Source organism: Prochlorococcus sp. RS04 (genome assembly GCF_001989455.1).
GTDB lineage: Bacteria > Cyanobacteriota > Cyanobacteriia > PCC-6307 > Cyanobiaceae > Prochlorococcus_A.
In genome coordinates this window covers 485,886-498,394 of record NZ_CP018346.1, presented here as the reverse complement: position 1 = coordinate 498,394, position 12,509 = coordinate 485,886, and the positions used below count along the sequence as shown (strand labels likewise).

Genomic DNA, 12,509 nt, shown 5'->3' with positions numbered 1-12,509 from the left:
AGTTGTAATGCTTAGTACAACAGCTAAGAAAAATATGTAAGGGACTGCTTTTAGAGGGATGTATCCTTGGCTTTTGGAAATAAAATCCATTGATTTAGTTACTTTATGTAAATATAATAACGAGATATTGTTCCTTATGTGTGCCATAAAATTATTTTTTTGGAAATATTTTGAAATAAAGAAATCTTTTTGGAGATATTTTTAACTAAGAACATTTTTTATAGAGTTATCTTAGTATTTGATTCTTAGATTAAAATCTATTATGAAACAATTTCCTAATATTAATGAGATAAAACTTTTAGAAAAAAATTCTCAAAAAAACGGTAGCGGAATTTTATATGAGGAATTGTTAGGAATATGGAAGTTTAAGTATGTATGGGGAAAGGATTCAGATGAAATCAAAAATATACCCAGTTCTATTCTCCAAGTATTGTCGGCAAGACTCGAATTAAAAAGTAAAAATAAAGAGGATCAAATAAATTATGAAATAAAAAATTCAATTAATTTCGGATTATTAAATATTACTTTTATAGGCAGTGCAGAATTAAAAGGGCTTAGACCTTTATTGGCTTTTTATTTTGAAAAATTGAAAATTAGTATTAGTAGTTTTCCAGTATTTAATAAGGAATTAAAAAAACCAGAAGAAAAAAAAATGCCTTTTTTCTCTCTTGTAGGAATTAGCACTAAAGATAATTGGTTATGTGCTCGAGGAAGGGGCGGAGGGCTTGCAATATGGGTTAAGTCTTAATTTAGTGATATTCTCCTGGATGATCTACCTTTCTTACGGTAATTTTATCAACTTTTTGTCCATTAAATCTTAATAGATCATCTCCGGAAAAGTCATAACCTAAGCGTTGACCAATTAGGGCTACATCATCCGCTGTAGAGGATGTTGTAACCTGCTTTTTTAAGTCTTCATCAGATTGCATCTTGATTAAAAATTTTTTTTTTCAGAAAAACTCATTACTAAATTTGATTGATTGATGTAAAAGAAATTTATAAAATCTTTTTTTAGTAAGAACAAGATAAATAGATAATCATTATACTATTTTTATGACTTACTTATTCCTATATATAGTTGGCATAATTTTAATATGGTGGATATATCGTGTTGGTTGGCTTGAGGCGCTCAAAACAGTAGTTAAAGTTATAGTCCCCTCAGCGCTTATTATTTTATTTAACATAAAAGCAGGAAGATTACTTTTTAAAAGTCCTGTAGTCGGATTATTAAGCGCTTTGCCTACCTCTATTTTTATTTTTAGAGGTTCATTGCCTTTAGTTAGTTATATAAATAACTGGATTGAAAATAAAATAAATAAGTATGATGATTCGGAAGTTATAGATACTGATTCTGTGCCTGTAGATGATTAATTTAATTTAATTTAATCAAAGCCTAGAAATAATTCTTTGTGTACAACAAGAACATCAAATAAAGTTGTTCCATGAATAGGACTTAATGGGATTTTGTCTATATTTAATGCTTCTGCACAAATTAAATGAGCATCCCATTTTGTATTGTGATCACTTATTTCAATTGACCACTCAATTACTTTTTTGAAATGATCTGGCATCTCCGAACCAATTTTTCTGCAAATTTGACATAGAACTGACAAAAGGGGTGGTTTTGATGGCCTTTTTAAATCTTTAATAAGACTAGGTTGTGTAAAAACACTTGTATAGCGGATGTAGTCTATCAATTCATATTCTTCTTTAGTAAGAGCTGCTTTATCTAATGCTCTTTCAAATTCGTCTATGGGGGTTATGGGCCTATCCAAGATATTATTTTTTGCTGTTTTCTGAATCTATTTTTTCTTGATTAATTTCGTTGGTTTGATTGCTTTCTATAGATTTAGGAGATTCATCTTTATCTTCTTCGTTCATAACTTGGTCGATTTCATTTTGAAATTCATTCGATGCTTTTTTAAGACTTTTCAAAGTTTTACCAAGCTGTTTCCCTAATTCTGGAAGCTTTTTTGGACCAAAAATTAAAAGAGCTAAGACAAGTATTACAGTAACTTCAGGCAAACCTACACCAAAAATATTCATAACTGATAACTATTTAACTAATAAGGAAATCTACTCTTAAATATAGTCAAACCATGTGAAAATTTCATTCTCGGAAAAGCTTTTTTTAATATTAAAAAATTTTGAAAAATATTATTGTTATTAATACTCCTTTAAAGAAAACTAACCAAAGTAATTGATAATCACTCAATTTGAATTTTTTTTGGTACCAATTTATAAGAGTTATATGTTTGTCTATTAATTTTCTCATTTTCACCGAGATTATTTATTACTAACACTTATTTTATCTTAATTTCTTTTATTATTATTTTATAGAAATCCTAGATTCAATTCATAATAGATTATTCTATTAAATTTTAATCTTTTCTAAATTAATTTTTTTCTAAACTATTGAAACCATTTGCTATATATCTACTATCAAAAAAAAAATGAAGTACTTATTTGTTGTTTTTTACCTTTTTTTTCTAATTTATCCAGCTGAAGCCGTTACCACAAAAATGTTTAAAGTATTGGATACGTGTGCAAGATATCGACTAGGTGAGATTAATGCTAATGAGACTATAGAAAAACTAAAATTAAAATTAACGAATCCTTCCACTATTCAGCCAAAGGACCTTGTAAAAAAATATTGCTCAGTATTTACTCCAAATGAAAAAATTGAATTTTAATCTTAGCAATACTTAATTAGTTATTCTTTTTTGAATAATCTTTGGCTTTGTTTCGTATTTCTTTAATTTTTTTAAAATTAGTTATTTTTAAGTTAAAAATAACTCCCAAAAAAAGAATTAGAAATAAAAAAATATAAATTATTAATTCCATAATTATTGAATTAATAAATTCACCCTAGTTTATTTCAATAATTTTTTAGTATCTTTTAAAACAAAAAAACTGACTTTAATATCAGTTATTTACTTTAAGGCCACAAAAAAAACATATTAACCTCTAATATGGAACTTTATAAGAATCATTGTGCAGATTGGAGATAAAATTCCAGAATTTTCTTTACTGGATCAAAATGGAGTTAAAAGATCAAATAAGGGTTTAAAAACCCCCCTTGTTTTGTTTTTTTATCCCAAAGATGATACGCCGGGTTGCACTATAGAAGTTTGCGGATTTAGAGATAAATATGACTTATTTAAAGTATTAGGGGCACAAGTTTGGGGAGTAAGTAATGGAAGTACCTCAAGTCATTTGGCATTTGCTAATAAAAATAAATTACAATATCCACTACTTTGTGATACGAATGACTCTCTAAGGAAAACTTTTAAAGTTCCTAAAGTATTAGGTTTCATGGATGGTAGGGTAACTTACGTTATTGATCGCAAAGGAACAGTTAGGCATATTTTTAGAGATTTATTGAATGGTCCTGAACACATTAAAGAGGCTATTAGAGTACTTAAGGAAATTCAAAATCAATAAATTATTATTCAAAGAATTTTAGATTAATAAGTTTTGTTTTATTATAGTTTCAGCTTTTTTTTAATATATGGAGAAAATGGGAATGCAGGCTGTTGATCTTGCTATTCAAAATGGAGTGGATCTTGACGGCACTCCAATCCCTCAAAAAATGCTAGATCTATACAATAGAATTATGGATGAGGAGAATAAAAGACAAAGGAGTGGTGTTAAAAAATCAATGAGAAATAGATGCGTCAAAACGGGTTCTAAGCATTTTGATAAAGAAACATTGAATCAATTATTAATAGACTCGGGATGGGAAGGTCTCAAAGAAAAGGAAATTTTATTTTTTTATAACTAAAAAAAATTTTAAATTATCTTAAAAATTATATATGGGAATTTTTTACTTAAATTAAAAAACTTAGAACTAATAAAATATTTTTTAGATCTAATTTTTTGAATTATTTAAACCATGCTTTTTTGGTAGTGGATATTATTTTCTGTTTTTCAGCTTTTGTTTTATTTCTTGCTTTTTTGAAAGCCAAGTTGGCTTCAATAACTGTAACTATTGATATGAAAAAAAGACCAGAAATTCCAATTATTTGTTCATTTTGAGAAGGCTCTGAATCACCTTGTAAAAAAATACCTAAAGCGAACCAAGCAGTACTAGCAGTGAGGGTAAAAAAATAGGGTTTCCATCTTCTTTGATATAAGTAACCCGATCCTAAACCAGGAAGAAAATTTAAAAAAGATGCTACCCACCCTTTTGAAGATGCAAGTATTTCGTCTCTTGAGAGATAAGACATTTATATTAGGTATTTATTAAATGCAAATTTATATAAGCAAAAGATATTGCTGCACAGATTACCCAACTAAAGGGTAAGAACATTCTTATTTTTTCTTTGTTATTATTCATTTTCTAATTATGGAAAATATTTTTAAAATTTGTGGATTTAATATATCTTTTAAAACTATAAGAATTAAAAAAGACGGTTTTTAACCGTCTTTGAAAAAAGTAATTTCTCTAAAAATAAATTATTTATCTTTTGAGGCTGAGAGTACTTTAAGTTCTTTTTTTACTTCTTTTTCTCTCTCTTCAAGATGTTTTAGTTGAGCTTTAAAAGCATCTTCAAGTCTTACTTTTTGTGTTGTAATTTCATCAAGCTCTTCTTGATGTTGGTTTTTCTTTAACTCCTTCATTTCACTATCGGAAATAACATATACAGGGCGATATGAAGGTGTTTCAAAAAGAAGATCAAACATTGAATACATAAGTGACCTTTGAATTAGTACAAATTAAATATCTGATAATTCTTTGAAATATGAAAGGATAAATACCGAAGATATTGTTACGGCAAATACACCGAATTTCGGTTTACCTAACTTAACCGCCCAGTGTTTACCGATCGAATTTTAAGGTATGTTTTAAAGTATTAAGGAGATGATTCTAAAGATCTAAATCAAAAAGAACTAAAAATGGATTTAAAAATTACTAAAACATTAGTAATCCCATCCAACGAAATTAAGTGGCGATTTTCTAGATCCTCAGGTCCTGGAGGACAAAATGTAAATAAAATTGAAAGCAGAGTAGAGATTATTTTTAATTTAGAAGATTCCAAAGTATTAAATGATTATCAGAAAGAAATTCTTAAGGGAAACTTGAAAAATAAATTAGTGAATAATAGCTTACGTATAGCGGTTCAACAACACAGAAATCAATTATTAAATAGGCAGCTAGCTTTAATGAAATTTAGTTCAATAATAAAAAATGCTTTAAATAAACCTTTTAAATTAAGAAAATATACGCAACCCACTAAAGCATCACAAAAGAAAAGAGTTGAGGTTAAGAAAAAACGTGGAGAATTGAAAAAAAATAGACAAAAAGAAAAAACATATCAAATTTAAATAAACTAAATAAATATTTCCCTCGCAAATTGTAATGAAAGCATATTATTAATTTAATTTCATTTTGGATTTTTGAATACAACTAATGATTTCTGGTTAATTGACTCCAATTTTGTAGGGGTGATGCGTTTTTACAAAGATAGAGATAATTCTGATAAATCTATTGATTATATGTTTATTGAAGAAGGAATTATTATGGGAATTCATGGTGAAAATCCTCCATTAATGAAAACTAGAAAAAAAATTATTATTGAAGAAGCAAGATTATTATGGCAAAAATTGTTAAATGAAGGTTGGCAAAAAACTAATAAAAAATGGTAAGGAAATTCTACAAAAAACCTTTTTTAATTTCAGAAAATAAATGAACCTTTAGGGTATAGCCTGGAAATTTTTTTCTGCTGTAAATATTTCTTTTTTTTGATGTCGTTTTCATATCTTCTCAACATCATTAGATAGTTTGTAACACCAAAAATTATTAAAAACACAATAAACCTTATTCCTGCCTCAAAGTTCATATGAATATTAAGCTTTATTTTACTCTGACAATTACTAATCAAAAATCAATCCGTATTTATATCTAATTAAAACGTCTAGTAAAAATCCTTTTTGATTTTACTGTATAAAAAATACATAACAAAAGTAATATTATAATTGCACTAAAGCTTCCGATTGGGTTCGGAACATTTTGTGTAAAAGGCCCTGCTAAAAAAGAAGGTGTATTTTCTTTGAATTCTATTAATCCGTTATTTAATAAAAACCAAATGCCCACAAGTCCTCCATGAATTCCTATGCAATTCCATAAAGAACCTTTATCTCTAATTTTTACTAATGATAGAAATATCCCAAGTAAAATAAATCCCAAACGTAATCCTGCGATGTCCCAAAAGATCTCATTTGATAAATTATGAACGAAGCTAAAAATTATAGCTTGCAAAGCTATTGATATTTTTGTGCCATATTCAAATTTTAATTCTTCTTGTAACCAGCCTCTAAAAATTATTTCCTCTGCGAATCCAACACCTAATCCCAGTACAATAGAATTTAACAATATTATTGGCGAGAATTCACCTATCCAAGAAATATAATTTTTTTGCAATAGTGGTACCAGAATTAGAATTATTAAAACTAAAGCAAATAAAATACCTTGAGAAAAATTGACAAGGTTTTTTAAGAATTTGTCTTTTGTTATCCCAAGAATTATCCAAGCACTTGATTTGTTTCGTTTGATATAAAACCAATGTGGAAGTAAAAGGATAAAAAGTAAGAAAGTAATAATAGTACCAATTAAGGATAAATTTTCTTTTTCAAAATTAAACAATAAAAGTGGCTGAGATAAAGCCAAGCCAATGCCATAAAGAATAGGAATAAAAAATATAGTGGATAAAAATCTTGGTCTTAAAAGAAAAAAACTTCTAATTAGTATCATTACATTTTTCATTTTAATTTGAATATTAATTAACCCCAGCCTTTGCCTTTTATTATTCTAACTACTTGTTCAAAAAGTTTTAGCTTTTTCTTTTTACTATAGTTTATGTTATTTGAAAGAATAGATAAATCTTTATAAAATTGCCGAGTTATTTTATCTTCTTTATCACTAGGCCATAGTAAGTCTGAGCCCTCTTCATATTCTTTTTTATATCTCTCTTTAATCAAATGTTTTTTTATATCGTAATAATTTAAATTTTACTTATTGCAAATGCTTAAAAGTGATGTTTATTAAATTTGTGTTTTATTTAAAATTTATGCTTATTGATCTTTCAACTTTAATTTTTACATTATTATCTCCATTTCTTATTTTTGCAGTAATAGTATCTGTTTACTTATTTCATTAGGAAGTATTTATCAAATAAACTTAATTAATTTAAGGGTGTATTATGCCTACTTTTTCTAATACAAATGATAAAACTGCAATTACAGCCATTAATGTTAAGATCTTGTTCTTTTTGATGAAATCCATAATGAATATTAATAATCTATTTATTAAATTCTTATATAGAATAATAAATAATTTAAATCATTATATCAATTACGATGGAGCCAATATATTTAGGACATTTAGTTCCCTCAATAGCTTCTTGCGAAAAGATTATTGAAAAATATTATAAAGGTATAAAGGATGGAGGATTTTATGAAGAACCTACTGGCAGAGATTTTAATTACCCTAATTGGTAAATATGCTTACCACAAAAATAACTTTTGCCTTGGCAGATTGGATTAGAGAGTGGCGTAAGTGCCGGGATAAGAATCCTTCTATTGATGAGTGTGTACAGTTTGTTGAGTGGAAATTGGAAGATTATAAACTTTCTGATAGTGATAAAAGAATAATTGAATCTATTTTGCTCTATGAATCTGAATAGCTAAGGATTATAGACTTTAATTTTTAAATTTAACTATAAAAAACAAAGGATCATAAAAATCCTCTTACAAATTAAGAAAAAAGTAAATCAGCATATTTACGGATTTACTGAAAATATAAAAAGGAGTAATTTATAAATGTTGAGTTCGGAGGCAATCTAAATGATTGATAGTCCGCCTGAAATTTAGCAAATTCCAAAATATAGGAAGCGTATTCCTGAGAATGGGATTATTCGAAAATTCAAGTTCAATCAATTAGTCTGATAAGACTTCGCTTTATAATTACTAGCGACAACAGGGACTGAAATTATCGATAGAAATCCCCGAATTCACGTATTCTAGGTTTATGAGTAAATAGACTTTAAAATATGTAATTTTATATCCTGTTAGAAGGAGATCAAATATCAAAAAGGACTGTACCACCAGTCCTTTTTTTTTAACAAATTACTTCTAAACTAGACTTCTATTTGGATAATATGGATTTATTAAGTGTTTAAAAATATTTCACAATGAAAGATCAAGTCTTGTTTCCTAAAATTGAAGTTCGTGAAAAGGGTCACTTACAAGTAAGTGATATTCATACAATTTATTGGGAAAGATCAGGCAATCCAAATGGTAAAAAAATACTAGTTATTCATGGAGGCCCAGGAGGAGGAAGTCAACCAAGATATAGAAGATACTTTGATCCAGATAAATTCGATATTATTCAATTTGACCAAAGAGGTTGCGGTTCTTCAACTCCTTTCTCAGAATTAAAAGAAAATTCGACTAATCATTTAGTTGATGATATTGAGAAATTAAGGATTCTATTAAATATAGATAGTTGGCATTTGTTTGGTGGATCTTGGGGCTCAACACTTTCACTTATATATGCAATTAAAAATCCCTCAAGAGTTATAAGCTTAACTTTGCGAGGAATATTTTTATGTAGAAAGTTTGAATTATTGTGGTTCTATCAATATGGTGCAAGTGAGATATTCCCAGATGAATTTGAAGAATATATTTCTGTGATACCAAAAGAAGAAAGAAATAATTTGATAAGTTCTTTTTATAAATATCTAACATCATCAGATTCAAATCTTAGATCAAAAGCAGCAGCAGCTTGGACAAAATGGGAACTGTCAACTAGTCATTTAATAAATAAAAAATTCGATTTTGATAAGTCTCAAGTTAATTCTTTTTCAGATGCATTTGCAAGGATCGAATGTCATTATTTTATTAATAATATTTTCTTAGAAGATGATTTTATTTTGAAAAATATAAAAACAATAGAATCGATTCCAACAAAAATAATTCAAGGTAGGTATGACGTTGTTTGTCCTGTTAGGAGCGCTTGGGATCTAAATAAGAAATTAAAGAATTCTGAATTAATTATTGTTAATGATGCTGGTCATTCAATGAGTGAAAAGGGCATTACTAAAGAATTAATAAAAGCTGTAAAAGGAATCCAAAATCTCTAAAAGAGAGAATATTCCTTTAAAAATTAAAGGCCATTATCTTCAATATTTTGTGCAATACTCCTAAGAAGTTCGACGATATCAGAATCTTCGCATTGAGAATCTTCTTTGAGCAAAATGCACTCGTCTCTAATACTTACATTAGTACTCCACCATATACCAGAACTATTGGTATCGTCCCATTGAAATCTTTCAGACATAATTAATAAAATCTAATAAATACATTAAAGCTTGCATTAGTTCATCGTGGAATTATTTATTTAATTTCAAAATTTAAAAAACTTTCCTAGGCGCTAAAAGGAATCTGGAAATTTCTGACAATAAAATTTAGAAATCTAATTTCAGTTCGTATTGTTTTTCCTTTTCCTTAGAGACATTTTTTTTATTATTTATGTTTTTTCTAGACCTTTTTCTAGAGCCATGCTTTAAATAAATTTCTTTTGAGATATCCCAATATCCATCCTTTTTAGTGATTTCCTGAATTTTCTTCTTTGCAGTTTTAGTGCTAATTGGGATGTCAATTATTGGTCTTATGTAATTAATTTGTTCATATTCTTCTTGATTAAATCTAGATAGTAGCCATGGTTCATGAATGAAATTAAGTGATATATCTTTTAATTCTGGTATCCATTTTTTTATAAATTTTCCTTCAGGATCATGATCTTTTCCCTGCTTAATAGGATTATAAATTCTATTCGTATTTATAGACGTAGTTCCAGATTGCATTTGGCATTGGTTCCAATGTATTCCAGGCTCATAATCTACGAATTTATTTGCTAATTCAGAACCTGAATCTTGCCATGGTAGCCACAAATTATAGCTAGCAAAAGACATTAACATCGCTCGCATCCTGAAGTTAATCCATCCATTGAAATTTAATGAACGCATACATGCATCTATAAAAGGAAAGCCCGTATTACCTGAACTCCATGAATAAAGTAATTCATTATTTTTTTCTCTAATATTTTTAAAAAAAGGATGGTATTCACTAAACTCTAGTTCTGGTTCACTTTCAAGCTTCTGAATAAAATGACAATGCCAAGTTAATCTGCTTTTTAACATCGTAGAATTATTATTTTTTGATATATTTGCCTTTTTAAAAATTTCTTTTAATGAAATGCATCCCCAACAAATATATGGGGATAGTCTTGTACAACTATCAAATGATTTTTCTGGGCTAGATATATCTTTTGAATAAGAATCTAATTTATTACTAAAGAAGTATTGCATTCTCTCTAAACCTTTCTTTCTTCCACCTTGCATTCTTCCTGGACACTTTTCTTTTTTAAAGGAAAAAATTTCGTCTGAAGGTATTTCTCCAATATTAAAGTTAATAGGATTAATACTTAATGGAGCTTTAAGTATGTTTTTTTCGGAATTTTTTTGCCACTTTTTAGACCAATTATTCCTATCTAAATTTCCTCTAAAAACTGAAAATTGTAGAAATTCCTTCCAAATAATATTTTTGCTTAAAGCCCATTCTCTTACTTTTTGATCTCTTTTGTAAGTAAGCCAATCTCCGGTTTCTTGATGGCTATATATACCTTTGATTTTAAATTTTGTACTAATTTCATCAAATATATCAATAACATTGTCAGTCCTAATAATTAATGGTTGTCCAATCTCAGCAAGTGCATTTCTTAAATCTATTAAACTTTCTTTGCAAAATTGCCATTGTCTATCTGAGTGAGTATTTTGGCTCCAAATATCTAACTCAATAATAAATATAGGTAAAATATCATTGTCTTTTATAGCCTCACAGAGAGCTTCATTATCAAAAATTCTTAAATCTTTCTTAAACCATAAGATATTTATTTCTTTCATAATTTTTTCTTTTAATCCTAGAAAAATAAGATTAAGTTTGTAGGTAAAAAATATAAAAAATTTTAGAATAACTAAAAATCAAAAAAATGAAAATAACAAAAAAACTTTGGCAGGATAATTATGAAATTGCTTTACTAAGTTTAAATACAAAATTTGTGCAAGGTTTAAAGAATGGAAGTCTCCCTAAAAATATATTTCAAGAATATTTAGCTCAAGATTATTTCTTTTTAGAGACTTTTGCTAAGGCTTATGGTCTTGCTGTTTCCAAATCAAAAGATAAGTACTCAATAAGGAAGTTAAGTGAACTGTTAATGGGTGTTTCAGAGGAGTTAATACTTCATGAAACGTATGCAAAAGAATGGGATATTGATTTGTCTAATAACTATATAAAAAAAGCCACTAAAAATTATACAGATTTTCTTGATGATACTTCTAAAAGACTTAGCTCCGTTGAAATAATGTTTGCAATGACTCCATGTATGCGACTTTATTCTTGGATAGGAAAAAGTTTGTATAAGGAGGATTTTGACATTAAATATAAAGAATGGATAATTACTTATTCTGATGAGAGCTTTGAAAAGCTAGCGGATTCACTTGAAAATCTTATTGAGACTAATAAAGAAACATATGATATTAATCAGGCCAAATATTTATACAGGAAAGCTATGGAATTGGAGTTAGATTTTTTTAATGCATATTCAGATTTCTGATTTAAATTAAAATTTACTTATAGTACTTTCAAAAACAAGTTAATAAATTATGTATTCTAAAATTGTACTTTCAATAGGAGGTAGTGACTCTGGGGGTGGAGCAGGGATACAGGCTGACTTAAGAACTTTCATGGCCCTTAAAGTACATGGATGTTCTGTTATTACATGTATTACTGCACAAAATAGTGTAGAGGTTACGTGCGTACAACCAGTAGAGAAGAATACTTTATTAAATCAGTTAGATACTTTATTTGCTGATTTTGGTATTGATGCCTTAAAAACTGGAATGTTATTAAATGAAAGGATAATTAATGATACTGCTTCAAAATTAAAAACATACAAAATAACCAAAATTATTGACCCAGTAATGGTTACAAGAACTGGTTCTAAATTACTGGAAGATTCTGCTATTAATGCTTATAAAAAACTCTTATTACCAATTGCTGATTTGGTAACTCCAAATATTTATGAAGCAAATCTACTTTCCGGTTTAGAAATAAGGAGTAAAGAGGATATCGAAAATTCAGCAAGAAAAATCATTGGTCTTGGAGCTAAAGCGGTGCTTATAAAAGGTGGCGGTTTAAAAGATATGAAAGGGAAGGATTTTTTCCTTGACTTAAATGGTAGAAAAGAGTGGCTATTTAATAATTTTATAAAAACAAAAAATACTCACGGTAGCGGCTGTACTTTGAGTGCTGCTATTTGTGGTTACAAGGCGTTAGGTTTTGATCTATTTGATTCTATACAAAAAGCGAAATTATTTGTTGAGAAATCTTTAGACAATTCTTATAAAATAGGCTCTGGCCCTGGTCCCTTAGGCCATCATTAATAATTT

The 12,509-nt window shown here is 27.9% G+C and carries 21 protein-coding genes; 12 read left to right on the top strand and 9 right to left on the bottom strand.

The features are described from left to right. The first annotated feature begins 262 nt into the window (after window positions 1-262). Entirely contained in the window at window positions 263-748 is a 486-nt protein-coding gene (locus tag BS621_RS02920; protein WP_077141767.1) for a hypothetical protein, read from the top strand. A gap of 1 nt (window position 749) precedes the next feature. Here the strand turns inward: BS621_RS02920 and BS621_RS02915 are convergent, their stop codons facing one another. Further along, complete coding sequence (locus BS621_RS02915; RefSeq protein ID WP_077141766.1) at window positions 750-929, bottom strand: Nif11-like leader peptide family natural product precursor; 180 nt, start codon at window positions 927-929, stop codon at window positions 750-752. A gap of 124 nt (window positions 930-1,053) precedes the next feature. Between BS621_RS02915 and BS621_RS02910 the strand changes: the two genes are divergently transcribed. Continuing rightward, window positions 1,054-1,371, top strand: a complete 318-nt coding sequence (locus BS621_RS02910; RefSeq protein ID WP_077141765.1) for a hypothetical protein — start codon at window positions 1,054-1,056, stop codon at window positions 1,369-1,371. A gap of 11 nt (window positions 1,372-1,382) precedes the next feature. On the opposite strand, the gene BS621_RS02905 is transcribed toward BS621_RS02910, so the two are convergent. Then, a complete protein-coding gene (locus BS621_RS02905) occupies window positions 1,383-1,775 on the bottom strand; it encodes a hypothetical protein (RefSeq protein WP_002806001.1) in 393 nt (130 codons plus the stop codon). Window positions 1,776-1,779: 4 nt separating this feature from the next. Next, window positions 1,780-2,046 carry a TatA/E family twin arginine-targeting protein translocase gene (locus tag BS621_RS02900; RefSeq protein ID WP_077141764.1) on the bottom strand — a complete coding sequence of 89 codons (267 nt, stop codon included), beginning with the start codon at window positions 2,044-2,046 and terminating at the stop codon, window positions 1,780-1,782. A 476-nt stretch (window positions 2,047-2,522) separates the two neighbouring features. Between BS621_RS02900 and BS621_RS02895 the strand changes: the two genes are divergently transcribed. From BS621_RS02895 to BS621_RS02885, 3 genes are all read left to right on the top strand, one after another. Continuing rightward, the gene (locus tag BS621_RS02895; RefSeq protein WP_225866713.1) at window positions 2,523-2,693 is read left to right on the top strand and encodes a hypothetical protein; all 171 of its coding nucleotides are present in this window, start codon (window positions 2,523-2,525) and stop codon (window positions 2,691-2,693) included. A gap of 301 nt (window positions 2,694-2,994) precedes the next feature. Beyond that, a complete protein-coding gene (locus tag BS621_RS02890; RefSeq protein ID WP_025933129.1) occupies window positions 2,995-3,444 on the top strand; it encodes a peroxiredoxin in 450 nt (149 codons plus the stop codon). A 67-nt stretch (window positions 3,445-3,511) separates the two neighbouring features. Continuing rightward, window positions 3,512-3,784: a small RNA NsiR4-regulated ssr1528 family protein gene (locus BS621_RS02885; RefSeq protein WP_025891416.1), complete on the top strand. Its 273-nt coding sequence runs from the start codon at window positions 3,512-3,514 to the stop codon at window positions 3,782-3,784. Window positions 3,785-3,884: 100 nt separating this feature from the next. On the opposite strand, the gene BS621_RS02880 is transcribed toward BS621_RS02885, so the two are convergent. Beyond that, window positions 3,885-4,229: a hypothetical protein gene (locus BS621_RS02880; protein ID WP_077141762.1), complete on the bottom strand. Its 345-nt coding sequence runs from the start codon at window positions 4,227-4,229 to the stop codon at window positions 3,885-3,887. A 229-nt stretch (window positions 4,230-4,458) separates the two neighbouring features. Beyond that, window positions 4,459-4,695 carry a hypothetical protein gene (locus BS621_RS02875; RefSeq protein WP_012007144.1) on the bottom strand — a complete coding sequence of 79 codons (237 nt, stop codon included), beginning with the start codon at window positions 4,693-4,695 and terminating at the stop codon, window positions 4,459-4,461. Window positions 4,696-4,899: 204 nt separating this feature from the next. Between BS621_RS02875 and arfB the strand changes: the two genes are divergently transcribed. After that, window positions 4,900-5,328, top strand: a complete 429-nt coding sequence (gene arfB / locus BS621_RS02870; RefSeq protein WP_077141761.1) for an alternative ribosome rescue aminoacyl-tRNA hydrolase ArfB — start codon at window positions 4,900-4,902, stop codon at window positions 5,326-5,328. A gap of 72 nt (window positions 5,329-5,400) precedes the next feature. Continuing rightward, on the top strand, window positions 5,401-5,649 hold the full coding sequence (locus BS621_RS02865; protein WP_077141760.1) for a DUF1651 domain-containing protein: 249 nt from the start codon (window positions 5,401-5,403) through the stop codon (window positions 5,647-5,649). 256 nt (window positions 5,650-5,905) lie between these two features. On the opposite strand, the gene BS621_RS02855 is transcribed toward BS621_RS02865, so the two are convergent. Both BS621_RS02855 and BS621_RS02850 read right to left on the bottom strand, forming a co-directional pair. Further along, on the bottom strand, window positions 5,906-6,754 hold the full coding sequence (locus BS621_RS02855; RefSeq protein ID WP_225866711.1) for a CPBP family intramembrane glutamic endopeptidase: 849 nt from the start codon (window positions 6,752-6,754) through the stop codon (window positions 5,906-5,908). Window positions 6,755-6,783: 29 nt separating this feature from the next. Then, entirely contained in the window at window positions 6,784-6,981 is a 198-nt protein-coding gene (locus tag BS621_RS02850) for a hypothetical protein (RefSeq protein ID WP_077141757.1), read from the bottom strand. A 378-nt stretch (window positions 6,982-7,359) separates the two neighbouring features. Between BS621_RS02850 and BS621_RS09405 the strand changes: the two genes are divergently transcribed. The 3 genes from BS621_RS09405 (at window position 7,360) to pip (ending at window position 9,143) form a co-directional block, all read left to right on the top strand. Beyond that, window positions 7,360-7,500, top strand: coding sequence for a hypothetical protein (locus BS621_RS09405; RefSeq protein ID WP_198025603.1), 141 nt, complete (start codon window positions 7,360-7,362; stop codon window positions 7,498-7,500). A 2-nt stretch (window positions 7,501-7,502) separates the two neighbouring features. Further along, window positions 7,503-7,685: a hypothetical protein gene (locus BS621_RS02845; protein ID WP_077141756.1), complete on the top strand. Its 183-nt coding sequence runs from the start codon at window positions 7,503-7,505 to the stop codon at window positions 7,683-7,685. A gap of 507 nt (window positions 7,686-8,192) precedes the next feature. After that, window positions 8,193-9,143 (top strand): prolyl aminopeptidase, encoded by a 951-nt coding sequence (pip, locus tag BS621_RS02840; RefSeq protein ID WP_077141755.1) that lies wholly within the window; start codon window positions 8,193-8,195, stop codon window positions 9,141-9,143. A gap of 23 nt (window positions 9,144-9,166) precedes the next feature. Here the strand turns inward: pip and BS621_RS09400 are convergent, their stop codons facing one another. Both BS621_RS09400 and BS621_RS02835 read right to left on the bottom strand, forming a co-directional pair. Continuing rightward, a complete protein-coding gene (locus BS621_RS09400; RefSeq protein ID WP_198025604.1) occupies window positions 9,167-9,340 on the bottom strand; it encodes a hypothetical protein in 174 nt (57 codons plus the stop codon). A gap of 127 nt (window positions 9,341-9,467) precedes the next feature. Beyond that, entirely contained in the window at window positions 9,468-10,964 is a 1,497-nt protein-coding gene (locus tag BS621_RS02835) for an FAD-binding domain-containing protein (RefSeq protein WP_077141754.1), read from the bottom strand. Between the two features lie 86 nt (window positions 10,965-11,050). On the opposite strand from BS621_RS02835, the gene BS621_RS02830 reads away from it, so the two are divergent. After that, window positions 11,051-11,674, top strand: coding sequence for a TenA family protein (locus BS621_RS02830; protein WP_077141753.1), 624 nt, complete (start codon window positions 11,051-11,053; stop codon window positions 11,672-11,674). Between the two features lie 49 nt (window positions 11,675-11,723). Continuing rightward, window positions 11,724-12,503 (top strand): bifunctional hydroxymethylpyrimidine kinase/phosphomethylpyrimidine kinase, encoded by a 780-nt coding sequence (thiD, locus tag BS621_RS02825; RefSeq protein WP_077141752.1) that lies wholly within the window; start codon window positions 11,724-11,726, stop codon window positions 12,501-12,503. Window positions 12,504-12,509: the final 6 nt, after the last annotated feature.

Bases quoted from the DNA above. Each gene is read 5' to 3' on its own strand.
- BS621_RS02920 (WP_077141767.1), top strand. From the start codon at position 263: ATGAAACAATTTCCTAATATTAATGAGATAAAACTTTTAGAAAAAAAT.
- BS621_RS02915 (WP_077141766.1), bottom strand. From the start codon at position 929: ATGCAATCTGATGAAGACTTAAAAAAGCAGGTTACAACATCCTCTACA.
- BS621_RS02910 (WP_077141765.1), top strand. From the start codon at position 1,054: ATGACTTACTTATTCCTATATATAGTTGGCATAATTTTAATATGGTGG.
- BS621_RS02900 (WP_077141764.1), bottom strand. From the start codon at position 2,046: ATGAATATTTTTGGTGTAGGTTTGCCTGAAGTTACTGTAATACTTGTC.
- BS621_RS02895 (WP_225866713.1), top strand. From the start codon at position 2,523: ATGTTTAAAGTATTGGATACGTGTGCAAGATATCGACTAGGTGAGATT.
- BS621_RS02885 (WP_025891416.1), top strand. From the start codon at position 3,512: ATGGAGAAAATGGGAATGCAGGCTGTTGATCTTGCTATTCAAAATGGA.
- BS621_RS02880 (WP_077141762.1), bottom strand. From the start codon at position 4,229: ATGTCTTATCTCTCAAGAGACGAAATACTTGCATCTTCAAAAGGGTGG.
- BS621_RS02875 (WP_012007144.1), bottom strand. From the start codon at position 4,695: ATGTATTCAATGTTTGATCTTCTTTTTGAAACACCTTCATATCGCCCT.
- arfB (WP_077141761.1), top strand. From the start codon at position 4,900: ATGGATTTAAAAATTACTAAAACATTAGTAATCCCATCCAACGAAATT.
- BS621_RS02855 (WP_225866711.1), bottom strand. From the start codon at position 6,754: ATGATACTAATTAGAAGTTTTTTTCTTTTAAGACCAAGATTTTTATCC.
- BS621_RS09405 (WP_198025603.1), top strand. From the start codon at position 7,360: ATGGAGCCAATATATTTAGGACATTTAGTTCCCTCAATAGCTTCTTGC.
- BS621_RS02845 (WP_077141756.1), top strand. From the start codon at position 7,503: ATGCTTACCACAAAAATAACTTTTGCCTTGGCAGATTGGATTAGAGAG.
- pip (WP_077141755.1), top strand. From the start codon at position 8,193: ATGAAAGATCAAGTCTTGTTTCCTAAAATTGAAGTTCGTGAAAAGGGT.
- BS621_RS09400 (WP_198025604.1), bottom strand. From the start codon at position 9,340: ATGTCTGAAAGATTTCAATGGGACGATACCAATAGTTCTGGTATATGG.
- BS621_RS02835 (WP_077141754.1), bottom strand. From the start codon at position 10,964: ATGAAAGAAATAAATATCTTATGGTTTAAGAAAGATTTAAGAATTTTT.
- BS621_RS02830 (WP_077141753.1), top strand. From the start codon at position 11,051: ATGAAAATAACAAAAAAACTTTGGCAGGATAATTATGAAATTGCTTTA.
- thiD (WP_077141752.1), top strand. From the start codon at position 11,724: ATGTATTCTAAAATTGTACTTTCAATAGGAGGTAGTGACTCTGGGGGT.